The 24,310-nt window shown below is 74.3% G+C and carries 13 protein-coding genes; 8 read left to right on the top strand and 5 right to left on the bottom strand.

The genetic code is table 11. From position 1 onward, the window contains the following. The first annotated feature begins 165 nt into the window (after positions 1–165). Positions 166–4,680, top strand: a complete 4,515-nt coding sequence (locus QFW77_RS04365; RefSeq protein ID WP_280573079.1) for a DEAD/DEAH box helicase — start codon at positions 166–168, stop codon at positions 4,678–4,680. A 28-nt stretch (positions 4,681–4,708) separates the two neighbouring features. On the opposite strand, the gene recQ is transcribed toward QFW77_RS04365, so the two are convergent. Continuing rightward, a complete protein-coding gene (recQ, locus tag QFW77_RS04360) occupies positions 4,709–6,535 on the bottom strand; it encodes a DNA helicase RecQ (RefSeq protein ID WP_280573078.1) in 1,827 nt (608 codons plus the stop codon). Positions 6,536–6,777: 242 nt separating this feature from the next. Beyond that, positions 6,778–7,365, bottom strand: coding sequence for a Dps family protein (locus tag QFW77_RS04355; RefSeq protein ID WP_280573077.1), 588 nt, complete (start codon positions 7,363–7,365; stop codon positions 6,778–6,780). A gap of 89 nt (positions 7,366–7,454) precedes the next feature. Between QFW77_RS04355 and hrpA the strand changes: the two genes are divergently transcribed. Both hrpA and QFW77_RS04345 read left to right on the top strand, forming a co-directional pair. Then, the gene (gene hrpA / locus QFW77_RS04350; RefSeq protein ID WP_280573076.1) at positions 7,455–11,537 is read left to right on the top strand and encodes an ATP-dependent RNA helicase HrpA; all 4,083 of its coding nucleotides are present in this window, start codon (positions 7,455–7,457) and stop codon (positions 11,535–11,537) included. Between the two features lie 152 nt (positions 11,538–11,689). Continuing rightward, positions 11,690–11,905, top strand: coding sequence for a hypothetical protein (locus tag QFW77_RS04345; RefSeq protein ID WP_280573074.1), 216 nt, complete (start codon positions 11,690–11,692; stop codon positions 11,903–11,905). A gap of 43 nt (positions 11,906–11,948) precedes the next feature. Here QFW77_RS04345 and QFW77_RS04340 read toward each other — a convergent pair whose 3' ends face one another. Continuing rightward, positions 11,949–12,440, bottom strand: a complete 492-nt coding sequence (locus QFW77_RS04340) for a hypothetical protein (protein WP_280573073.1) — start codon at positions 12,438–12,440, stop codon at positions 11,949–11,951. 65 nt (positions 12,441–12,505) lie between these two features. Here QFW77_RS04340 and QFW77_RS04335 point away from each other — a divergent pair, with 65 nt between their 5' ends. Next, complete coding sequence (locus QFW77_RS04335) at positions 12,506–14,644, top strand: RelA/SpoT family protein (protein ID WP_280573072.1); 2,139 nt, start codon at positions 12,506–12,508, stop codon at positions 14,642–14,644. Positions 14,645–14,728: 84 nt separating this feature from the next. Continuing rightward, positions 14,729–16,276 carry a hypothetical protein gene (locus QFW77_RS04330; RefSeq protein WP_280573071.1) on the top strand — a complete coding sequence of 516 codons (1,548 nt, stop codon included), beginning with the start codon at positions 14,729–14,731 and terminating at the stop codon, positions 16,274–16,276. 158 nt (positions 16,277–16,434) lie between these two features. Here QFW77_RS04330 and QFW77_RS04325 read toward each other — a convergent pair whose 3' ends face one another. Then, a complete protein-coding gene (locus QFW77_RS04325; RefSeq protein WP_280573070.1) occupies positions 16,435–17,754 on the bottom strand; it encodes a glycosyltransferase in 1,320 nt (439 codons plus the stop codon). Further along, positions 17,754–19,037, bottom strand: a complete 1,284-nt coding sequence (locus QFW77_RS04320) for a glycosyltransferase (RefSeq protein ID WP_280573069.1) — start codon at positions 19,035–19,037, stop codon at positions 17,754–17,756. Before QFW77_RS04320 ends, QFW77_RS04325 begins: the two co-directional genes overlap by 1 nt. 118 nt (positions 19,038–19,155) lie before the next feature. On the opposite strand from QFW77_RS04320, the gene mrcB reads away from it, so the two are divergent. From mrcB to yoaA, 3 genes are read left to right on the top strand one after another with little or no spacing between them, the layout of a single operon-like run. Next, positions 19,156–21,630 carry a penicillin-binding protein 1B gene (mrcB, locus tag QFW77_RS04315; protein WP_280573068.1) on the top strand — a complete coding sequence of 825 codons (2,475 nt, stop codon included), beginning with the start codon at positions 19,156–19,158 and terminating at the stop codon, positions 21,628–21,630. Next, entirely contained in the window at positions 21,627–22,169 is a 543-nt protein-coding gene (locus tag QFW77_RS04310) for a tetratricopeptide repeat protein (protein ID WP_280573067.1), read from the top strand. The genes mrcB and QFW77_RS04310 overlap by 4 nt, the downstream gene beginning before the upstream one ends. A 58-nt stretch (positions 22,170–22,227) precedes the next feature. Beyond that, complete coding sequence (gene yoaA / locus QFW77_RS04305; RefSeq protein WP_280573066.1) at positions 22,228–24,300, top strand: DNA repair helicase YoaA; 2,073 nt, start codon at positions 22,228–22,230, stop codon at positions 24,298–24,300. Positions 24,301–24,310: the final 10 nt, after the last annotated feature.

Here is a 24,310-nt window from a genome sequence, read left to right as displayed (position 1 = left end):
GTGGCGCGCCGTGATGCGCACCCGTGCGGCCGCGGAGCAGGCCGCGCCTGGCCGCGCGGCGTTGAATCCGGCCCGGCGCGGGCGCATATTGGCCGGAACCCGCCCGCTCCGAAGCACCGGCGCCGCCATCCCGCCGGCGCTCCCCGGAACCCCCCCGGTCCCCCGATGCCCCTCGACGCCTTCCATCCCGCCGTCGCGCAATGGTTCCGCGCCGCGTTTCCCGCGCCGACGCCGGCGCAGGAGGCGGCGTGGCCGGCGATCGCCGCCGGCCGCAACACCCTGGTGGCCGCGCCGACCGGCTCGGGCAAGACCCTGACCGCGTTCCTGGCGGCGATCGACGGGCTGGTGCGCGAGGGGCTGGCGGGCGGCGGCCTGCCCGATGCGACCGCGGTGGTCTACGTCTCGCCCCTCAAGGCGCTCTCCAACGACATCCACGTGAACCTGGAAGCGCCGCTGGCCGGCATCCGCGCCGAGCTGACGGAGATGGGGCTGGCCGACGTGGAGATCCGCACCGCGGTGCGCACCGGCGACACCCCGCAGTCCGAGCGCGCCGGCATGCGCCGGCGGCCCCCGCACATCCTGGTGACCACGCCCGAATCGCTGTACGTGCTGCTGGGCTCCCAGTCCGGGCGCGCGATGCTGGGTACCGTGCGCACGGTGATCGTCGACGAGATCCACGCGGTCGCCGACGACAAGCGCGGCAGCCATCTGGCGCTGTCGCTGGAGCGGCTGCAGGCGCTGTGCGCGCGGCCGCTGGTGCGGGTCGGGCTGTCGGCGACCCAGAAGCCGATCGCGGAGGTGGCGCGGTTCCTGGTGGGGACCGGGGGCGCACCGGTTCCCGGCGCGGGCGACGGGGTGCGCGCGCCTGTCGATCGGAACGATGCCGCCATGCAGCCAGCGGCGGACTGCGCGATCGTCGACATCGGCTACCAGCGCCGCCGCGACCTCGCGCTGGAGCTGCCGCCGACGCCGCTGTCGGCGGTGATGTCCAGCGACCAGTGGGAGCAGGTGTACCGGCGCATCGCCGCGCTCGCCGACGCGCACCGCACCACCCTGGTCTTCGTCAACACCCGGCGCATGGCCGAGCGCGCCGCGCGCCACCTGGGCGAACTGCTGGGGCGCGAGCGAGTCGCCGCGCACCACGGCAGCATGGCGCGCGAACACCGGCTCGATGCCGAGCAGCGGCTCAAGCGCGGCGAACTGAAGCTGCTGGTGGCGACCGCCTCGCTGGAACTCGGCATCGACATCGGCGACGTCGATCTGGTCTGCCAGCTCGGCTCGCCGCGCTCGATCGCCGCGTTCCTGCAGCGCGCGGGGCGCTCCGGGCACTCCGTGGGCGGCGTGCCCAAGGCGCGCCTGTTTCCCGCCACCCGCGACGAGCTGGTCGAATGCGCGGCGCTGCTCGACTGCGTGCGCCGCGGCGAGCTCGACGCGTTGCGGATCCCGCCCGCGCCGCTCGACGTGCTGGCCCAGCAGATCGTCGCCGAGACCGCCTGCCGCGACTGGGACGAGGACGCCCTGTACGACATGCTGCGGCGCGCCTGGCCCTACGCGCGCCTGGCGCGCGCCGACTACGACGCGGTGGTGCGGATGCTGGCCGGCGGCTACGCCGACCGCCGCGGCCCGCGCGCCGGCTACCTGCACCGCGACGCGGTCAACCGCCGGCTGCGCGGCCGCAAGGGCGCTCGGATGACCGCGGTGATGTCCGGCGGCACGATTCCCGACACCGGCGACTACGCGGTGGTGCTGGAGCCCGAGGCCAGCAACATCGGCACCGTCAACGAGGATTTCGCGGTCGAGAGCATGGCCGGCGACGTCTTCCAGCTCGGCAACGCCAGCTACCGGATCCTCCGCGTCGAGCCCGGCCGGGTGCGGGTGGAGGACGCGCAGGGGCTGCCGCCGAGCATCCCGTTCTGGCTCGGCGAGGCGCCGGGGCGCAGCGACGAACTGTCGGCCGGGGTGGCGCGGCTGCGCGAAGAGGTCGGGTCGCGCCTGGGGCCGCGGCCGGAGCCGGACTCTCGCGGCACGGGCGGCGGAGCGGCACGGGGGGAGCAGTCCCCGGCGCGGGACACTGCGTTCGCCATCGCCTGGCTGCAGGGCGAGCTCGGGCTCGACGACGAGGCCGCGCACCAGCTCGCCGGCTACCTGGCCAGTGCGCAGGCCGCGCTCGGCGCGCTGCCGACCCAGTCGCGGATCGTGCTGGAGCGCTTCTTCGACGAATCCGGCGGCACCCAGCTGGTGATCCACGCGCCGTTCGGCAGCCGCCTCAACCGCGCCTGGGGCCTGGCGCTGCGCAAGCGCTTCTGCCGCAAGTTCAATTTCGAACTGCAGGCCGCCGCCACCGAGGACGCGATCGTGCTGTCGCTCTCGACCAGCCACAGTTTCCCGCTGATCGAGGTGGCGCAGTACCTGCATTCGGCCTCCGCCCGCGACGTGCTGGTGCAGGCGTTGCTGGATGCGCCGCTGTTCGGGGTGCGCTGGCGCTGGAACGCCACCACCGCGCTGGCGCTGCCGCGCTTCTCGGGCGGACGCAAGGTGGCGCCGCAGCTGCAGCGGATGCGCTCCGAGGATCTGCTGGCCACGGTGTTTCCCGACCAGGTGGCGTGCCTGGAGAACATCGTCGGCGAGCGCGAGGTGCCGGACCATCCGCTGGTGGCGCAGACCCTGCGCGACTGCCTCGACGAGGCGATGGACAGCGAAGGCTGGCTGCGGCTGCTGGGGCGCATCGAGGCCGGTGCGGTGGAGGTGCTGGCGCGCGACCTCACCGCGCCTTCGCCGCTGGCCGCCGAGGCGATCAACGCCCGGCCCTACGCCTTCCTGGACGACGCCCCGCTGGAGGAGCGCCGCACCCAGGCGGTGCAGGCGCGCCGCTACGCCGATCCGGAATCCGCCGACGACCTGGGCCGGCTCGACCCCGAGGCGATCGCCGAGGTCCGCGCCCAGGCATGGCCCGAGGTGCGCAGCGCGGACGAAATGCACGATGCACTGATGGGTCTGGGCTGCGTCACCGCGGCGGAGGCCCGTCGCGACCCTGCGTGGCGCGCCATGCTGGAGGCGCTGGCCGACGGCGGGCGCGCCACCCTGGTGCTGCGGGCGGGTGGCGACCGGCCGGGCCAGGCTGCCGTGGCCGGCGGCGGCGAAGCCGCCGTCCCGGAGCAGTCGCCCGCCGCGGCGGCGCCTGGCTGCTGGGTCGCGGCCGAGCGCCTGCCGCAATTGCTGGCGCTGCAGCCCGGCGCGGCGCTGCAGCCGCGGATCCGGGTGCCGGACGAGTACGCGGGCGTGGCCTGGACGCCGGAGGACGCGGCGGCCGAACTGCTGCGTTCGCGCCTGTCCGGGCTGGGACCGACCCCTGCGGCGGAACTGGCGCACGCGCTGGGGTTGTCGCCGGCGCAGGCCGAGGCCGCGCTGCTGCGACTGCAGCAGGACGGCTACGCGATGCAGGGCCGCTTCACTTCCGGCGCGGAGGCGATCGAATGGTGCGAACGCCACCTGCTGGCGCGCATCCATCGCTACACCCTGGGCCGGTTGCGACGCGAGATCGAGCCGGTGCCGGCGCGCGACTTCCTGCGCTTCCTGTTCGATTGGCAGCGGGTGTCGGGCACCGTGCGCGCGGCCGGCGCCGAGGCCCTGGCCGGGGTGCTGTCGCAGCTGGAGGGCTTCGAGGCGCCCGCCGCCGCGTGGGAGGCCGAACTGCTGCCGGCGCGGGTGGCCGGATACTCGCCGGGCTGGCTCGACGAACAGTGCACCGCCGGGCGCACCCTGTGGACCCGGCTGCGCGCGCACGAGGCCGAGCCGGGCGCGGGGCGCGGCTCCGGATCGGTGCGGGCGACGCCGGTGGTGCTGCTGCCGCGGCGCAGCGCCGCCCACTGGGCGCGGCTGGCGCCGCCGGTGGCCGACCCCGCGGCGTTGTCCTCGCGCGCGCGGCGCCTCGCCGCGCACCTGGACACGCACGGCGCATCGTTCTTCGACGAGATCGCCGACGCCACCGGGCTGCTGCGCACCGAGCTGGAGGATGCGCTGGCCGAGCTGGTGGCGCGGGGGCATGCGCACTGCGACAGTTTCGCCGGCCTGCGCGCGCTGCTGGTACCGGCCGCGAAGCGCGCTCCGGCGCGCGGCCGGCGGCGGCGCCCGCTGCTGACCGGCATCGCCGATGCCGGGCGCTGGGCGCCGGTGCGCCGGCCCCCGGCGACGGCAGGTGGCGACGCCGAGGCGCTGGAACACGTGGCCCGGGTGCTGCTGCGCCGCTACGGCGTGGTGTGCTGGCGGGTGCTCGAGCGCGAGGCCGCCTGGCTGCCGCCGTGGCGCGAACTCTCGCGGGTGTACCGGCGCCTCGAGGCGCGCGGCGAGATCCGCGGCGGCCGCTTCATCGCCGGCCTGTCCGGCGAGCAGTTCGCGCTGGCCGAGGCGGTGGGCCTGCTGCGCAAGGTGCGCCGGCGCCCGGACGACGGCGCGCTGGTCTGCGTCGCCGCGTGCGATCCGCTCAACCTCACCGGCACCCTGCTGCCGGGCGCGAAGGTGCCGCGGCTGCCGGGGGCCAGGGTGCTGTACCGCGACGGCGTGCCGCTGGCGGCGCTGGTGGCCGGAGAGCTGCAGCCGCTGCATGCGCTCGATGCCGAGCAGACGGTGCAGGCCCGCCGCGCGCTGCTTCGCGAGCCGGCGGCGCCCGCGGTTCCGGCGTAGGCGCCCGGCCCGCGCCGCCGGCGCGGGCTCAGCCGGATCCGGACACCGTCTCCAGTACCGCCACGCCATAGCGCGCCAGCTTGCCGGCGCCGATCCCGCCGATCCCGGCGAGTTCGTCCTCGTTGGCGGGGCGGCGCGCGGCGATCTGGCGCAGGGTGCTGTCGTGGAAGATCACGTAGGCCGGCACGTTCTGCTCGCGCGCCAGCCGCGCGCGCAGCTCGCGCAGGGCCTCGAACAGCGGCTGGTCGGCTGCGGCCAGGTCGGCCGCCGGGGCGGCGCCGCGCACGCTGCGCTCGCGTTCGCGGCGCGCGGAGATCCTCCGCAGCAGCACCCGCTGCTCGCCCTTGAGCACCGCGCGGCTGGCGGCGGTCAGGCGCAGGCCGCCGTAGCCCTCCGCGTCGACCTCCAGCAGCCCGTGCGCGACCAGCTGGCGGAACACGCCGCGCCAGGTGCGGGCGTCGAGATCGGTGCCGACGCCATGGGTGCTGAGACGGTCGTGGCCGAACTGGCGGACCTTCTCGCTGTCGCTGCCGCGCAGGATGTCGATCACGTGCGCGGCGCCGAAGCGCTGGCCGCTGCGGTACACGCAGCTGAGCGCCTTCTGCGCCGCCTCGGTGGCGTCCCAGGCCTGCGGAGGCTGCAGGCAGTTGTCGCAATTGCCGCAGCCTTCGCCTTCGGCCGGCACGTAGTCCTCGCCGAAGTTGGCCAGCAGCACCCGGCGCCGGCAGCGCATCGACTCGCAGTATCCGACCAGGGCGTCGAGCTTGCGGTGCTCCAGGCGCTTGCGCTCGTCGCCGGATTCGGACTGCTCGATCATCTGCCGCAGCAGTACCAGGTCGCCGAGGCCGTAGCACATCCAGGCGTCGGCCGGCTCGCCGTCGCGGCCGGCGCGGCCGGTTTCCTGGTAGTAGCCCTCGATCGACTTGGGCAGGTCGACGTGGGCGACGAAGCGCACGTCCGGCTTGTCGATGCCCATCCCGAAGGCGATGGTCGCCACCACCACCACGCCCTCGGCGCGCAGGAACCGGCGCTGGTTGGCGGCGCGCAGCTCGGCATCCATGCCGGCGTGGTAGGGCACCGCGTCGATGCCGTGCCCGGCCAGGAATTGCGCCGTCTCCTCGACCTTGCGCCGCGACAGGCAGTAGACGATGCCGGCTTCGCCGGTGTGCGCCTTCAGGAACTCCAGCAGCTGGCGTTTCGCGTTCTCCTTCTCCACCACCGTGTAGCGGATGTTGGCGCGGTCGAAGGAGCTGACGAAGCGGCGCGCGTCCTCCAGCTGCAGGCGCTCGGCGATCTCGCGCTGGGTGGGCGGGTCGGCGGTCGCGGTCAGGGCGATCCGCGGCACCTGCGGCCAGCGCTCGTGCAGGATCGTCAGCTCGCGGTATTCGCGGCGGAAGTCATGGCCCCACTGCGAGACGCAGTGGGCCTCGTCGATCGCGAACAGCGCCAGCGGCGCGCGCTCGAGCAGCGACAGGAACCGCGGGGTGAGCAGGCGCTCCGGGGCGACGTAGAGCAGGTCCAGGTCGCCGGCCAGCAGCTGGCGCTCGATCGCCTGGGCGGCCGCGGCGTCGAGGGTGGAGTTGAGGAACGCCGCATTCACGCCGAGCTGGCGCAGCGCCTCCACCTGGTCCTGCATCAGCGCGATCAACGGCGAGACCACGATGGCCACGCCCTCGCGCAGCAGCGCCGGCAGCTGGTAGCACAACGACTTGCCGCCGCCGGTGGGCATCAGTACCAGGGCGTCGTTGCCGGCGGCGACATGCTCGACGATGGCGGCCTGCGCGCCGCGGAACGCGGCGTGGCCGAAGACGCGCTGCAGCGCCTCCAGCGCACGTGGGTCCTGGGGGGATGGCATGGCGCAAGGATACCGGCGATGCCGGTCGCGGCCTATCGGGGAATGCCTCCGGCGCGCCTGGGAAGACGCCGCGCCGTCGCCGGGTGCCGGGTTCCCGGATCGCTAGCTCGTTCGCACGGCTCCGGAGCGGAGCCCCCTCGGCAAGGCGGCGCGCGGAAGGCGCGAGGACCGGAACCGCGGAGCCCGGTGGGCGGGTTTCGCAACGCGAAACCCGCGCTCGCCGGACGAGCGGCGTGGGGGCTTCACTGCAGCAGCGAGCGCAGCATCCACGCGTTCTTCTCGTGGGTCTGCAGGCGCTGGATCAGCAGGTCCTCGGTGGGCTCGTCGTCGGCGTCGTCGGCCACGTCCAGCGCCTTGCGCGCGGTGCGGCAGACGGCTTCGTTGCCGATCACCAGCTGGCGGACCATCTCGCGCCATTCCGGCGCCTTCTCCAGGCCCGGCTCCTCCTTGATCGAGGACAGCTCGATGAACTCGGCGTACGACCCCGGGGCATTGTAGCCCAGAGCGCGGATCCGCTCGGCGATGTCGTCCAGGGCGTTCCACTGCTCGGTGTACTGGGTCTCGAACATCGCGTGCAGGGCGTTGAACATCGGCCCGGTGACGTTCCAGTGGAAGTTGTGGGTCTTCAGGTACAGCGTGTAGGCGTCGGCCAGGAAGGCGGACAGGTGCTGGGCGATCCGCTTGCGATCCTTGTCTCCGATCCCGATATCGATGGCCGGCGCGCTGGAGCTCGGGCCGGGGGACGCCACGGCCGGGGTGGCGTCCCGGGCGCTGGGGGCGTTCTTCTTCGGGGAGTTCTTCTTCGATCCGGCGGTCTTGGTCTTTGCCATCTTCAGGGCTCCGGTGGGGATGGATTTGCCGCCACAATACGGCGGTCCGCGTTCTGGATATGTGACTTCCCGGAAGGTTTTGCAAGCGAATGGAGAATCCCGGCGCCAAGGCGGTGAGCGAGACGTTGAAGCGCGCGCGCAGCGCGATCGACGCGGGCCTGTCGCGCGACCGCGGGCGGCTCCACGGGCTATGGTCGCGCTGGCGCGCGGCGCCCGGCAGTGAAGCGGCGCGGACCCGGTTCGAGGAGGCGCTGGAGGCCTCGCGGGCCGCCCGCGGGGCGCGCGCCGCGGCGCTGCCGGATGCGCCGGTCGAGGGATCGCTGCCGATCGCCGGCGAGGCCGGGCGGATCGTCGGGCTGATCCGGGAGCACCCGGTGGTGGTGGTCGCCGGCGAGACCGGCTCCGGCAAGACCACCCAGTTGCCCAAGCTGTGCCTGCAGGCCGGGCGCGGCGCCGCCGGCACGATCGGCTGCACCCAGCCGCGGCGCATCGCCGCGCGCGCGGTGGCGCGGCGGGTGGCCGAGGAGCTGCGGGTGCCGCTGGGCGGAGTGGTGGGCTACCAGGTGCGCTTCAGCGACCGCGCCGGCGAGCGCACCGCGATCAAGTTCATGACCGACGGCATCCTGCTGGCCGAGATCGGCTCGGACCGCTGGCTCTCGGCCTACGACACCATCATCGTCGACGAGGCCCACGAGCGCAGCCTCAACATCGATTTCCTGCTGGGGTACCTGAAGCAGCTGCTGGAGAAGCGCAGCGACCTCCGCGTGATCGTGACTTCCGCCACCATCGATACCGCTCGCTTCGCGGCGCATTTCCGCGGCGCGCCGGTGGTGAGCGTGGAGGGCCGGGGGTATCCGGTGGAGGTGCGGTACCGGCCGTTGGGGGGAGAACCGGGGTCAGAACCGCGTTCTCCCTCGCCGGCGGCCGAACGCCGGGGATCTCCTGGAGAAGATGACTCCGAGTCCCTTTCGCTGCTCGACGGCATCGTCGCCGCGTGCGACGAGATCGCGCGCGAGCCGGGCGGCGGCGACACCCTGGTGTTCCTGCCGGGCGAGCGCGAGATCCGCGACGCCCACCGCGCGCTGGAGGCGCGCCGGTACCGCCACACCGAGGTGCTGCCGCTGTACGCGCGGCTCTCGGCGCGCGGCCAGGACCGGGTGTTCGACCCCGGTCCGCAGCGGCGCATCGTCCTCGCCACCAACGTCGCCGAGACCTCGCTGACGGTGCCGCGCATCCACTACGTGGTCGACCCGGGCGTGGCGAGGGTCAAGCGCTACAGCCCACGGCAGAAGCTCGACCGGCTGCACGTGGAACCGGTCTCGCAGGCCAGCGCCGACCAGCGCAAGGGCCGTTGCGGCCGGATCGCGCCCGGCATCTGCTACCGGATCTATTCCGAGGCGGACTTCCAGGCCCGGGCGCCGTACACCGACCCCGAGATCCGCCGCGCCGCCCTGGCCGGGGTGATCCTGCGGATGCTGGCGCTCGGGCTGGGCGAGATCGAGCGGTTTCCGTTCGTGGAACCGCCCGATCCGCGCGCGGTGGCCGACGGCTGGCAGCAGCTCGCCGAACTCGGCGCGGTCGACGACCAGCGCCGGCTCACCGCCACCGGCCGCAGCATGGCCCGGTTGCCCGTGGACGTGAAGCTGGCGCGGATGCTGGTCGCCGCCCGCGAGCACGGCTGCCTGCGCGAGATGCTGGCGATCGCCGCCTTCCTCGGCATCCAGGATCCCCGCGAGCGCCCCGCCGAGCAGCGCGCCGCGGCCGACAATGCGCACGCGCTGTTCGCCGATCCGAAGTCGGAGTTCGTCGGCATCCTCCGGCTCTGGGACGCCTACCGCGAGGCCCACGAGGACTCCACCCAATCACAATTGCGGCGCTGGTGCGATCGGCATTTCCTCGGCTTCCTGCGGATGCGCGAGTGGCGCGAGCTGCACCGCCAGCTCAAGCTGCAGTGCGAGGCGCTCGGCTGGGCGGTCGCCGGCCTCGACGAACCCCTCGCGCTCGCGGACGCCGAGGCCGGAGCCGGCGACCCGGGGGATGCGAAGGTCGCGGCAGGGCGGCCCCGGCGGGCCGGCGCCGCCCCGCAGGCGCCGGGCAAGGGCCGTCACCCCTATGCGACGCTGCACCGCGCCCTGATCGCCGGGCTGCCCACCCAGATCGGCCAGCGCGGCGATCGCAACCTCTACGAGGGCCCGCGCGGGCGCCGGTTCCAGCTGTTTCCGGGCTCGGCACTGGCGCGCAAGCCGCCGCCGTGGGTGCTCGCGGCGACGCTGCTCGACACCGAGCGGGTGTGGGCGCTGACCAACGCCGCGATCGAGCCGGACTGGGTGATCGCCGAGCTGGGCCACCTGCTGGCCCGGCGCCATCACGATCCGCGCTGGTCGCGCGCGCAGGGGCGGGTGCTGGGCAGCGAGCAGGTCGGCTTGTTCGGGCTGGTCCTGGCGCCGAAGCGCCCGGTCGATTACGGGCGCCTCTACCCGCGCGAAGCGCGCGAACTGTTCCTGCGCGACGGGCTGGTGGCCGGCGAGATCAATCTGCGCAGTCCGTTCCTGGCCCGCAACCTCGCCACCCTGGAACGGGCGCGCGAGGAGGAGGCCAAGCAGCGGCGGGCCGGCCTGGTGGTCGACGAGGAGTGGATGGCGCAGTGGTACGACGCCCGGATTCCGGCGCAGATCGTCGATGCGCGTACGCTGGACGCCTGGATCGCGAAGGCGCCCGAATCGGAGCGGCGCGCGCTGGAGTGGAGCCGCGACGAGCTGCTGGTGGGCGACGAGAGCGACGCGGCGCGGTTCCCGCCCGTGCTCGCACTTGGCGAGGCGCGGTTGGCGGTGCGCTACCGTTTCGAGCCGGGCGCGCCCGACGACGGCATGACCGTGAGCGTGCCGCTGCACCTGCTCAACGCCCTCGACCCGGTTCGGCTGGGCTGGCTGGCGCCGGGTTTCTTCGAGGAGAAGGCGACGGCGCTGATCCGTTCCCTGCCCAAGGTGCTGCGCCGCAACTTCGTACCGGTCCCGGATTTCGCCCGTGCTTTCGCCGAGGCGCATCCGCAACCGCAGAGCGACGCGTTCGAGAGCGCGCTGGCGCGTTTCCTGCAGCGGCTGACCGGGGCGGCCGTGGCCGCTGCGGACTTCGAAGGTGCGGCGCTGGAACCGCATCTGCGCATCAACCTGCGCCTGCTGGCGGCAGACGGCCGCCAGGTGCTCGCGGAAACGCGCGACCTGGACGCGCTGCGCGCGCAGTTCGGCGAGCGCGCGGCGCGCGCCTTCGCGGCGCGGGCGGCCGAGGGCATGGCCCGCGAGGGCCTCAGGGAGTTTCCGGAGCAGCCGGTGCCGCGCTCGGTGCCGGGCGTCGGCGGGGTGGCGGCCTATCCGGCGCTCGCCGACGCCGGCGACGGCGCCAGCCTGGCGGTGCACGCCGACCCGGCGCGCGCCGACGCGCTTCACCCCGGTGGCGTGCTCCGGCTGCTGCGGATCGCGCTGGAGACCCGGCTCCGGCAGGCGCGCAAGCAGCTGCCGGTGGCGCCGAAGACCGCGCTGCTCTACGCCGCGATCGAAGCCGCCGCGCCGCGCGCGCCGGAACCGCGCGGTGGCGACCTGCTGCGCGAAGACCTGGTGGAAGGGGCCTTCCTGGCGCTGGCCGCCGAAGGCCTTGGGGAGGTTCGCGATGCCGGGGCGTTCGCCGCGCGCCGCGATGCGGTGGCACGTGCGCTGTTCGCCGAATCGACCCGCCGCCTGCGCCTGGCCGAGAACATCCTCGAACGTGTCGCGGCGATCCGCGCAAGGCTGGACTCCGGCCTGATGGGCTGGGCGCGCGCCAACCTCGACGACATGCGGGCGCAGCTGTCGGCGCTGGCACCGCCGGGGTTTCTGCGCGACGTCCCGGAGCCGCTGCTGGCCGAAACCCCCCGCTACCTGCAGGCGCTGGAGCTGCGCGCCGAGCGCGCCCTGCGCGATCCGCTGCGCGACCAGCAGCGGATGCTGGAACTGGCGCCCTTCGTTTCCGCGCTGCGGCAGGCCGAGGTCGAGGGCGAATCGAAGGCGCCGCAATGGCGCGCCTTCGCCCGCGACCTGGAAGAGCTGAGGGTCTCGCTGTACGCGCAGGAGCTGGGGGCCCGCGGCAACGTCTCGGCGAAGAAGCTGGCGCGCCGGCTGGATGCGCTGCGGGGCGGGTAATGCCGACCCGGACGCCGAACCGCGACCCGGGTCGCGGTCCGGATGCCGGGCTTCGTAGTAGAAAGGTGCCGCGGCGGTGTCGACTTCGGCCGTCCCGCACCGCCGGAAGGGACGCATGGACGGCCGCCCAGCTCGCGTTCTAAGGAGAGACCATGATGAAGCTGAAAACCGCCCTGGCTGTCGCTGCGCTTTCGCTCGGATTCGCAGGGAGCGCCTCCGCGGCCCCGCCCATTCCCTGCACTGCCGAAAACCAGGGCACGACCTACTACCAGGGAGGCCATAACGGCGGCCTGCTCTACCTGTGCCTGGCGAACGAATGGGAACTGGTCGCGCGCTGCGACGGTCCCGGAGACTGCACCTGGTACTGATCCACGTTGCGGGCCCGCCACGCGACGTGGCGGGTCCGATGGGCTATTCGATACGCCGCACCTTGGCCTGGGTGTTGTAGCCATCGATCTGCAGCCACCAGGCGCCGAACACGCCCGGGCGGATGGTCACCTTGGGATCGGTCCGGCGCACGCCCGGCAGGCTGGTCGGGTCGGTCTGCTCCCAGACCTGTCCGTTGTCGAGGGTGTAGCGCTCTCCCTTGCGGAAGCCGGTGAACTCGCCGAGCAGGGTGCCCTCGATCGGTTCCTCGGAATCGAAGTGGAAGAAACCGCGATTCTTGCGGACCACTTCCTGGCGTCCTTCCTCGCGGGCCTGCTCGGCGGCCACCGCGGTTTCCTCGCCCACCCGGCGCTGCAGCCAGGCATCCAGTGCCGCCAGCTCCTCCGGCGCCAGTTTGTCCAGCCCCGCGGCGCTGAACTCCTGCGGCGTCATCCGGTCGCGTAGGGACTGTTGCGCCAGCGCCTGGGCGGCGCAGGCCAGCAGCAGGACGGCGGTCAGGAGGCGGAAGGCGCGCATCGGTCTGTTCCTCGTTGGCGGACATCAATTAGTGTAGTCGGTCCATTCCCGCTCCGTGACCGTCCGTGGCGTCCGCCCAACGCACCCCGCTGGACACCCTGCTCGCGCTGCCGGCCGCGGCGGCGCTGACCCCACCGCTGCACGGGCTGCTGGAAACGGCGGCGGCGAAGGCGGTCGCGGACCCGGGGCTGGACCAGGCGCTGCCGTTGCTGGTCGAGACGCTGCGCGCGCTGGCGCTGCTGCAGGCCGATGGCGAGGTGGTGACCGCCGCGATCCTGCACGCGGCGCCGACGTGGGGGGCGGCGGTCGAAGACGGACTCGCACGCCGACACCCCGGCGTCGCGATGCTGGTCGACGGGCAGCGCGCCGCCCAGCAGGTCTGGGCGCTGCACGCCGAGCGCGACGGCGAGGGCAATCAGGAGGGCCTGCGCCGCCTGCTGCTGGCGATCGTGCGCGACCTCCGGGTGGTGCCGATCCTGCTGGCGCGGCAGCTGGCCTGGATGCGTGCCGCGGCGACGGCACCGGACGATGAGCGGCGCGCACTGGCGCGGCTGACCCGCGACATCCACGCGCCGCTGGCCAACCGGCTCGGCATCTGGCAACTGAAGTGGGAGCTGGAGGACCTGGCGTTCCGCTACCTCGAACCGGACACCTATCGCCGCATCGCCGGTCTGCTCGACGACAAGCGCACCGGCCGCGAGCGCTACATCGAGGCGCTCGGGCGCGACCTGGAGGAGGCGCTCGCCGCCCAGGGCGTGCGCGGCGAGGTGGCGGGCCGCCCCAAGCACCTGTACAGCATCTGGAAGAAGATGCAGCGCAAGGGGATCCCCTTCGGCGAACTCTACGACCTGCGCGCGGTGCGGGTGCTGGTGCACGACATTCCCGCCTGCTACGCGGCGCTGGGCGTGGTGCATGCGCTGTGGACGCCGGTGCCGAGCGAGTTCGACGACTACATCGCCCGGCCAAAGCGCAACGACTACCGCTCGCTGCACACCGCGGTGATCGGCCCGGAGGGCAAGACCCTCGAGGTGCAGATCCGCACCTTCGACATGCACGAGCAGGCCGAGCTGGGCGTGGCCGCCCACTGGCGATACAAGGAGGGCGGCGGCGGCGACGCCGCGCTGGAACGCAAGATCGAATGGATGCGGCGCCTGCTCGAAGCGCACCAGGACGGTGGCGACGAAGCCGCGCTGGCGGGCGCGCTGGACACCGAGCTGGTCGAGGACCGCATCTACACCCTGACCCCGCGTGGCGAGGTGATCGACCTGCCGCGCGATGCGACCCCGCTGGATTTCGCCTATCACGTGCACACCATGGTCGGCCACCGCTGCCGCGGCGCCAAGGTCAACGGGCGGATCGTTCCGCTCGACCATCGGCTGCGCAGCGGGGACCGCGTCGAGATCCTCACCGGCAAGACCGCCGAACCGCGTCGCGACTGGCTGCTGGCGGCGAACGGCTACCTGGCCAGCGGCCGCTCGCGCGACAAGGTGCGCGCCTGGTTCCACAAGCTGGACCGCGACCGCAACCTGCAGGACGGCCGCGACATGCTGGATCGCGAGCTCAAGCGGCTCGGGCTGCAGCACGCGGATCCGACGCCGGCGCTGCGCAAGTTCAACGCCGCCGGCCTGGACGACCTGTACGTGCTGGTCGCGCTGGGCGACGTGGGCCCGCACCAGGTGACGCGCGCGCTGCTCGAGCACGAACAGGCGGAGCCGCCGGCGATCTCCGCCCCGCGGGCGCCGCGGCGCCCGCCCAAGCCGAGTTCGGCGTTCAGCGTGGTCGGGGTCGACAACCTGCTGGTCCAGATCGCGCGCTGCTGTCGGCCGCTGCCGGGCGAGGCGATCGCCGGGTACCTCACCCGCTCGCGCGGGGTCAGCGTGCACCGCGCCGACTGCCCGGCGCTGCAGCGGCTGGCCGCGCGTCAGCCGCAGCGGGTGCTGCCGGTGGAATGGGGCCGCAGCGGCGGCGCCCACGACGCCGACGTCACCGTCGAGGGCGTGGATCGCAAGCATCTGCTCAAGGACCTGACCAACCTGATCGCGCAGGAGGACGCCCACGTGCTGGGCATCAGCAGCGACGGCGGTCGCGGGCTCGGCCGCACCCGCCTGCGGCTGCAGCTGCGGGTACGCGATTTCGGCCAGCTTTCGCGGCTGCTCGGCAGGATCGAGGGCATCGCCGGGGTGGAGCGGGCCTACCGCGAATGAGCGCCGGGCCGGTGCCGGCCCGCCGCCACCGGCTACGGTGGCGGCGGTGCGGCGGCGTTCACCGGCTTCTCTTATGCTGCGCGCGTGAACCGTGATCGCGATCCCAGCCCCGCCGCCGGTGCCGGCCCCGCAGCGCCGCGCGGGTCGGCGGCGGCCTGGCGCTCCGGATGGCGGCGCCACTGGCGCCGGGCCGCGGCGATCGCCGGAATTCTCCTGCTGATCCTGCTCGCCGTGCGGCAGCCGCTGGCCGAGCTGTTGTGGCCGCAGACCCGCGCTCAGGAGCTGCGCGAGGAAGCCGGCGCAGCCCTGGAGCGCGGCCACCTCAGCGCTGCCGACGGCAGCGGCGCGCGCGAACTCTACGAGGCCGCACTGGCGATGGAGCCGGATCGCAGCGAGGCGCGCCAAGGGTTGATGCGGGTGGCGCTGGCGGCGCTGGAACGGGCCCGCCGGGCCACCGCGCAGAACCACTTCGCCGACGCCCACGCCGCCCTGCGCCTGGCGCGCGAGCTGGACGCGCCGCGCGACGCGTCCGCCGCCGCCGCCGATGCGCTGCGCCGGCGCGAGGCCGCGCACGCCGGCCTGGACCAGCTGTGGGCGCGCGCGCAGCAGGCGCACCGTGCCGGTCGGCTGCACGGCGATCCCGCTGCGGCGCTGCCGCTGTACCGCCGCATCCTGGAGCTGGATTCCGGCAATGCCGAAGTACTGCGCGCGCGCGAGGACGCCATCGGCGAGCTGCTGCAGGAGGCGCGCGCCGGGCTGCGCCGTGGCGAGCTGGCCGGTGCCGCCGCCGCGGTGGCGCTGGCACGGAGCTTCGATCCGGGACATGTCGACCTGCCGGATACTGCCGCGCGCCTGGCCGAGGAGCGCGAGGCGGCCCTCGCGGCCGCCGCCCGGGAACTGGAGGGAGGGCGGCTGGAACGCGCCGAACGGCATTACCGGCGGCTGCTGGAGATGGATCGCGAGGCGGCCGACGCCAGGGCCGGGCTGGACCGGGTGGCGGTGGCGCTGGCGCAGCGGGCCGCCCGCCTGTCGGCGGATTTCCGTTTCGCCGATGCCGATGCGGTGCTGGAGCGCGCCGGTGCCCTGGCGCCGGAGCATCCCGCGGTGCTGGAGGCGGCCCGGCACGTCGAGCGGGCGCGGCGCCTGAAGGCGCGGCTCGGGCCGAGGCTATCGCCGCGCGAACGCGCGGCGCGGGTGCGCGACCTGCTGACCGCCGCCGCTGCCGCCGAGGCGCGCGGCGACCTGCTGACGCCGCCCGGCGAGAGCGCCTACGATCACCTGCGCGGCGCGCGCGCGATCGCTCCCGAGGACCCCGACGTGCGCCGTGCCAGCGAAAAGCTCCTGCCGGTCGCGCGCGGGTGCTTCGAGCGCGAGCTGCGCAGCAACAGCCTCGGCCGCGCCCGCGCCTGCCTGGATGCGCGCGTGGCGCTGGCCGACGAGGTCGAGGACCTGGCCCTGGCCCGCCGACGCCTGGCGCAGCGCTGGCTGGCGGTCGGCGAGGAACGCCTGGGCGCCGGCGAGCTGCAGCCCGCGCGCCACGCCGCGGCCACCGCGCGCGAGATCGATCCGGCGGTGCCGGGGCTCGCCGAATTCGAAGCGCGGCTGGAGCGGGCCTCGGCCCGCGTCGATTAGACGGGTCCGGCCCCGGAGGCCCGTCGGAGCGGGCCGCAGGAGGCGCGTGCCCTGCACGCGAACGCCCGGTGCCGCCGGCGGCGCCAGGAGTCGCCGCCTGTGCTGCCGGGTGCTCCAGGCCCGCGCCGTGGCGCCTTCCGGTTCGCCACCTGCACGGGTCAGGTCGTCCGGGCCGGGCCTGCGACCTCGCGCAGCAGCGTATCCAGGCGCGCGGCGATCCGGCTCCAGCCGTACTGCTCGATGCCTTCGGCGCCGAGCGCGAGCCCATCGTCCAGGCGCCGGTCGGCCTTCGCCGTCTCCAGGGCCGCCAGGCGTGCGTGAATCGCGTCGGCGGTGTTCGCGCAGCTCCAGCCGCGGCGCAGCGCCACCACCATTTCCGCGACCGGGTCGGCGTCGCCCAGATGCAGGATCGGCCTTGCGGCGCCGAGGTATTCGTGGAACTTGCCCGGGATCTGGGTGATGTCGTCGTTGGCGATGTTGACCAGCACGTCGGCCTGCCGCTGCAGCGCCAGGATCGCGGTGTGCGGCAGGAAGCCGAGCAGGCGGATGCGTTCGGGTGCGCCCCTCGCCGCCGCCAGGATCGATTCCGGCACGGTGATCGCGGCGATGCTCAGGCGCGCCTGCGGATGGCGGTCCAGGGCCTCCAGCAGCGCATCGATGCGCCGGAAGCTGTAGAAGCTGCCGGTGTACAGCAGTTCGAGCCTGGCGTGATCGAACAGGGTCGCGTCAGCGGCGCGGGCGGCAGCGGCGCGGTCGTCGTAGCCCTGCGGCAGCACCGCGATCGGACCGCTGCGGGCATGGCGTTCGTGCAGCAGCGCGGCCGCGGCGGGGTTGGTCACGGTGACCAGGTCGGCGCGCTCGCAGACCTCGCGCTCCAGGCGGTGCGCGCGGCGGCGCCAGCGCGGCGCGGTGTACCCGGCCAGGACCGGGTCGCCGAGGTCGGCGACCCAGGGCAACCCCCGGCGCGCGGCCAGCAGTCCGAGCTCGAGGGAGGTGGCGGGTTCGTGCGAGCTGAGCACCAGGTCCGGCGCCAGGGTGTCCAGCAGGCGCTGCAGTTCGCGCCGGCCCCAGTACCGCCACTCGCCGCGGATGTCCGGGTAGTGCAGGTATTCGGCGATCCGCTGCACCGTCTCGGAGATGCGCTGTTTCCAGCTACGCGGCGGGCGGATCGGAGACGGCGCGGCGCCGTCGCGCGCGGCGTCGCCGTTGCCGGTGGGACCCGCCGCGCCCCGGGCCGCCTTGCGCTGCTTGCGCTTGCGCAGCAGGGCCAGCATCCCGCGCACCGGGCCGGGGAAGCTGCGATGCACGCGCACGCCGCTGGGCAGCGGAGGCAGGCCGGGCGTTTCGCCACCCAGATCGGGCGCCAGCACGTGCACCTCGTGGCCGAGCTCCGCCAGCTCCCGGCACAGATAGGTCCAGCGCAGCGACTGCGGCGACGGGCTGGGCGGGAATTCGTAGGCGATCAGGAGCAGCCGCATCAGCATCGGGCCGTGGGAAACGAGGCGGCGATGGTGGCGCGCGCGGAGTCGAATGAGAAGTGGTTGCGGACGTTGTCGGTGCCGGCGCGCGCCAGCCGCGTCCACAGCGCCTCGTCCCCGTGCAGGCGCGCCACCGCTTCGGCGAACGCGGCGGCGGCGTCCGCCACCAGCAGCTCGACCCCGTCCCGCGCATGCATCCCCTCGGCGGCGCAGGCGGTGGCCACCACCGGCATGCCGGCGGCCATGCACAGGTTGATCTTGCCCTTGACCCCGGCGCCGAAACGCAGCGGCGCCAGGCCCACCCGGCAGCGGCGTAGCAGCGGCGACAGGTCCGGGACGTGCCCGTGCAGCCGCACCCCCGGCGGCAGCGGCAGTCCGGCCACCGCCGCGGCCAGGCCGTCCCCGACCACGTGCAGCGCGCAGTCCGGCAGGCGCGCACGGACCAGCGGGAAGATCTCCGCCAGCAGCCACCGCAGCGCGTCGACGTTGGGCGGATGGCGTGCGCCACCGACGAACAGCAGGCCCTCGCGCTCGGCGAACCCGGCCGGCGTTTCCTCGACCTGGTGCAGGTTCGGCAGCACCTCGACCCGGGCCTGCGGCAGCGCCTCGCGCAGCAGCGCCGCTTCCACCGGGCTGACCACCCAGGTCACGTCCGCCTCCGCGACCGCGCGCAGCTCGCGCCGACGGGTGATCGCGGCCAGCCGGCGGAGCCGGCGGTCGCCGCCGAGGTCCGCCTCGCGCCGTTCGCGCAGGTGGTGCAGGTCGACCGTGTCCAGCACGATGCGCGTCCCGGGCGCGATCCGCCGCGCCAGCGGTACCAGGAACTCGGCCAGGTGATAGCGGCTCACCACCAGAACATCGAAGCCGCGCAGGTGCCGGGCGAACCAGTGCGGATAGGCGCCGGCCCCGGTGTGCACCACCACCCCGAGCAGGCGCAACGCATCGGTGTAGGCGCCCGCGTCGACGCGGTCGTCGGGGAGGAATTCGACGCGGTCGCCGCTCTCGGCCAGCACCCGCATCAGGTTGAACGCGCGCAACGAGCCGGAGTCCCGATCCGGCCGCGGGGTGCTGACGTCGACCAGCAGCACCCGCCGGCCGTCGCCCGCGGCCGGCAGCGGCGCGGCGGGCTCCGGTCTGCCCGGGGCCGCGGGATCGGCCGGGGCGGGCGGCCGCTCGGCCAGCCGCGCCAGCGCTCCGCGCCAGCCGCGCGCGTGCACGGCCAGGCGCAGCCGGTGCAGGCGTGAGCCGAGGCGGCGCCAGTGGTAGCGGGGATCGGGTAGCACGGCGTCGGCGTCGCTCGCAATCTGAATGGTCGGCCACCCGCGGGGGAGGCGCGCGGGGGCGCTGCGCTAGACTCGCGGGATTGCCCATTGTCGCATTCCTCGCGCGCCCCCCAGCTCAATGCCCCGTATCGATTACGACGAAGACGACGCCGCCGACGGCGCGGCGCGCCCCGACTGGCGGCGGCGGATCCTGACCTGGGGACTGGCTGCGGCAGGACTCGGCCTGGGCCTGCTGATTCCCTATACGCTGTACCTCAACCAGCAGGTCAGCCGCCACTTCGGCGAGCTGCGCTGGCAGGTGCCGACGCGGGTGTACGCGCGGCCGCTGCAGCTGGCCCCCGGGCTGGCGATGGATGCGCAGACGCTGCGCACCGAGCTCGACTCCGCCGCCTATCGCGAGGGCGACGGCGAGCGTCCGGGGACCTGGAGCGGCGGCGAGGGCAAGTGGATCATTTCCAGCCGCGGCTTCCAGGACGTCGACGGCGCGGTGGCGCCCGCACGCGTGGAGGTCACGCTGTCGCGGGGGCGCGTGGCGCGCCTGCGCGATCCGGCCGCGGACCGCGCCGTGGAGCGGGTACGGCTGGATCCTGCGCGCATCGCCACCCTGTACGGGCAGAAGCAGGAGGAGCGGCGGCTGGTGCGGGTCGAGGAGGTGCCGGTGTTGCTCACCGACGCCCTGCAGGCGGTCGAGGACCGCGACTTCGCCCATCATCGCGGCATCGATCTGAGTGGAATGATCCGCGCCGTCTGGGTCAACCTGCGCGCCGGCGAGGCGCGCCAGGGCGGCAGCACCCTGACCCAGCAGCTGGCGCGCTCCGGGCTGCTCGGGATCGGCCGCGAACAGACCTACACCCGCAAGTTCAACGAGATCCTCTACGCGCTGCTGATCGAGGCGCGCTACGACAAGGGCGTCATTCTCGAGGCGTACCTCAACCAGGTGTACCTGGGGCAGCGCGGCGCGCAGGCGATCCACGGCGTCGCCGCCGGCGCCGAATTCTGGTTCGGGCGCCGGCTCGCCGACCTCGAGACCGAGCACATCGCGCTGCTGGTGGGGATCATCCGCGGGCCGTCGTTCTACGATCCGCGGCGCCATCCCGAGCGCGCCCGCGAGCGTCGCGACTTCGCCCTGGCGCAGATGCACGGCACCGGGTTGATCGACGAGGCCGAGTACCGGCGTGCGCTCGCCGCCCCGCTGGGGGTGACCAGCACCCCGGGCAGTCTCGCGGCCAACCGCTTCCCGGCCTACGTCGACCTGGTGCGGCGGCAGCTGGCCCGCGACTATCCCGCCGACGCCCTGCAGGGCGCCGGGCTCAGCGTGATGACGGCGATGTCGCCCGCTGCGCAGGGCTATGCCGAGGGCGCGGTGCGCCGCACCATCGAGGCGCTCAGCAACGACGAGCGCCCGCCGCTGCAGGCCGGGCTGGTGCTCACCGACGTGCACAACGGCGAGGTGATCGCCGCGGTCGGCAGCCGCGAGCCGACCGAGCACGGCTTCAATCGCGCCATCGAGGCGCAGCGCCCGGTCGGATCGCTGCTCAAGCCGTTCGTGTACCTGCTGGCGCTGGCGCAGCCGACCCGCTACTCGCTGGCGAGCTGGGTCGACGATGCTCCGGTCGACATCACCCTGCCGGACGGCAAGCGCTGGACGCCGGTCAATTCGGACAGACGCAGCCACGGCAGCGTGCGCCTGATCGACGCCCTGGCGCGCTCGTACAACCAGGCCACGGTGCGGATCGGCATGGACGTCGACCCGCGGCGCCTGGCCGACCTGTTGCGCACCCTGGCAGGGATCGAGGCCGAGGCCAATCCGTCGCTGATCCTGGGGTCGGTCGACCAGAGCCCGTACGCGATGGCGCAGCTGTACCAGTTCCTCGCCTCCGGCGGCGAAATCCAGCCGCTGCGGCTGGTCCGCGGCGTGCTCGACCCCGAGGGGCGTGCGGTCAACCGCTACGACAAGGCCCCCGCCGCCGCCCAGGAGGGCGACGCCGTCGCCGCGCGCCTGGTCACTCTGGCCCTGCAGCACGCGGTGACCTCGGGTACCGGCCGCCAGCTGGTCAACGACGGCCTCGGCCGGCTCAAGCCCGCCGGCAAGACCGGCACCAGCAACGACGGCCGCGACAGCTGGTTCGCCGGCTGGACCGGCGACCATCTCGCGGTGGTGTGGATCGGCAACGACCAGAACGAGTCCACCGGCCTGTACGGCGCCACCGGCGCGATGCGCGCATGGTCGGACATGTTCGCGCGGCTGCCGAGCGCGCCGCTCGAGGTCGGCGATGGCGGCCTCGACTGGCAGTGGGTAGTGCACGGGTTCAGCACCGAAGCCGGCTGCCCGGAGGCGCGACGGTTTCCGTTCGTGGCTGGATTCGCGCCGCCGTTCCAGCCCTGCAGCTACTACGGGGAGGAGGAGATCGCCGACGGCGGCTACGACCAGCAGGCCGGACCCGCCGCCGCCGGTGACCAGGCGCCACGCCGCGGCGGCTGGCGCCGCTGGTTCGGCATCGGCGAGCGCGAGCGCGACCCCCCGCCCGAAGCGCAACCCGTGCCCCCCCAGCCTGCTCCCGAGCAGGCCCCGCCCCAGGAGGACGAGCCATGAGCGTCGCGCGATTCCGCGCCGCCGCGCGGGTGTTGCCGCTGGCGGCCGCCGCCGTGCTGGCGGCCTGTGCCGGCGGGCCGGCGCGAGAGCCGTGGCGCGGCGCCGAGGTGCCGCCCGCCGATGCCGCGCGCATGGTCGCCAGCATCCGCGCCGCCGCCGGCGACGGCGAGGGCGAGCTGGCGGTGCAGCCGCTGCGCGATCCGCGCGTGGAGGACCTGCGCCAGCAGGCCGGCCGGCTCGAGGCGGCCGGGCAGTACCGGGCGGCGGCCGAGGCGCTCGATCGCGCCCTGGAGATCGTGGATGCCGATCCGGCGCTGCTCCAGGAGCGCGCCGAACTGGCGTTGCTGCTGGGTGAGTTCGCCACCGCGGACGCGCTGGCCCAGCGCGCCTACGCGCTCGGTGCCCAGGTCGGTCCGCTGTGCCGCCGGCACTGGGCGACCCTGGAGCAACTGCGGCTGCTGGCCGGGGACGCCGAAGGCGCCGCCTCGGCGCGCGAGCAGGTCGCGGGCTGCCGGGTGGCCGGCCCGGAGCGCTACTGAGCATGCGATCCTGGCTGCAGTGGGCGGCGCGCCGGCTCCCGCCGTGCGCAACGCGCCGATGAGCACCGGGGACGACGCTCTGGGCGCCGAGCCTGACGGCCTGGCGCTGGCTACGCGCGCGGCGCTGGGCGAGGGCGGGGCGCTGGCGGGGCGAATCCCCGGATTCGTCCCCCGGCCTTCGCAGCAGGCCCTGTCGGCGGCCATCGCCGAGGCGTTCGAGGGCCGCGGCACGCTGCTGGCGGAGGCCGGCACCGGGACCGGCAAGACCTTCGCCTACCTGGTGCCGGCACTGCTGTCGGGGCTCAAGACCATCGTCTCCACCGGCACCCGCGCCCTGCAGGACCAGCTCTACCATCGCGACCTGCCCCGGGTGCGCGACGCGCTGGGCGCGGGGCTGCGTACCGCGCTGCTGAAGGGCCGGGCCAACTATCTGTGCCGGTACCGGCTGGAGCGGGCCAAGGGCGAGCCGCGCTTCACCGCGCGCGACCAGGTGGCGCTGTTCCAGCGCGTGATGGCCTGGAGCGGGCGTACCCGCATGGGCGACCTGGCCGAACTGGAGGCGATGCCGGACGACTCGCCGCTGATCCCGATGGTCACCTCCACCGTCGACAACTGCCTGGGCAGCGAGTGCCCGTTCTGGAGCGAGTGCTTCGTGGTGCAGGCGCGCCAGCGCGCCCAGAGCGCCGACCTGGTGGTGGTCAACCACCATCTCTTGCTGGCCGACCTGGCGCTCAAGCAGGAGGGGTTCGGCGAGATCCTGCCGGGCGCGCAGGCGTTCGTGGTCGACGAGGCGCACCAGCTGCCGGAGCTGGCGGCGCAGTTCTTCGGCGAGGGCTTGAGCGCCCGGCCGCTGGTGGAGCTGGCGCGAGACGCGCTGGGCGAATGCCGGCAGGTGGATGGCGCGCTGGCCGTGGTGCAGGGACCGGCCCGCGAGCTGGAGCAGGCGGTGCGGGCGCTGCGCGCGGACCTGGAGGCGCTGCCCGCGCGCGGCACCCGCGAGCGCCTGCTGGACGAGCCCGCGGTGGCGGCGGCGCTCGACCGGCTGGCCGCGGTGCTGGGCGACTTCGCCGCCGCGGTGGCGCCGCTGGCCGAAGCCGCTCCAGGGCTCGATGCCTGCCACGCCCGCACCCTGGAATTCTCGGCGCGACTGGGGCGGTGGCGGGAACTGGAGCCGGGGCCGGACGAAAGAGCAACGGGCTCGGGTGCATTTTCCGCCGACGATTCTTCGGTGCCGGAATTCTCCAGGCGAGAGGACGAGCCCGACCCCCTCGCTCCTTCCGACGACGTGCGCTGGTACGAACTGTCGCCCCGCGGGTTTCGCCTGCAGCGTACGCCCCTGGACGTTTCGGGACCGTTGCGCAGTCATCGCGAGCAGTCGCGCGCGGGCTGGGTGTTCACCTCGGCGACCCTGGCGGTCGGCGGAGGCTTCGGCCACATCGCCACCCGCCTGGGGCTTGACGCGCCGCGCACCCTGCTGGCGCCCAGTCCGTTCGACTGGAACGCCCAGGCGCTGTGCTACCTCCCCCCGCGGCTGCCGCAGCCCGCCGCACGCGACTACACCGCGGCGCTCGTCGAGGCGGTGCTGCCGGTGCTGCACGCCTCGGGCGGGCGCGCGTTCCTGCTGTTCGCCTCGCATCGCGCCCTGCGCGAGGCCGCGGCGCTGCTGCGCGGCGGACCTTGGCCGCTGTTCGTGCAGGGCGAGGGCCCGCGCCACGTGCTGCTGCAGCGCTTCCGCGAGTCCGGCAACGGCGTGCTGCTGGGGGCCGCCAGTTTCCGCGAAGGCGTGGACGTGGCCGGCGACGCGCTCAGCGTGGTGGTCATCGACAAGCTGCCGTTCGCCGCCCCCGACGATCCGGTGTTCGAGGCCCGCCTGCAGGCGATCCGCCGTGCCGGCGGCAACCCGTTCCCGGACGAACAGCTGCCGCAGGCGGTGATCGCCCTCAAGCAGGGGGTCGGCCGGCTGATCCGCAGCGAGCGCGACCGCGGCGTGCTGGTGCTCTGCGATCCACGCCTGACCGGCAAGGGCTACGGCCGCGTGTTCCTTGACTCCATGCCCCCGTTTCCGGTCACCCGCGACGTCGCCGACGTCCAGGCCTTCTTCACCCCGGCCTTCGCCGAGGCGGCCGGCTAGCCGCGCCTCG

The sequence above is a fragment of the Luteimonas endophytica genome (assembly GCF_029887875.1).
Lineage (GTDB): Bacteria > Pseudomonadota > Gammaproteobacteria > Xanthomonadales > Xanthomonadaceae > Luteimonas > Luteimonas endophytica.
Note: the sequence above shows the minus strand (reverse complement) of the source record. Positions and strands in the feature narration are given on the sequence as shown.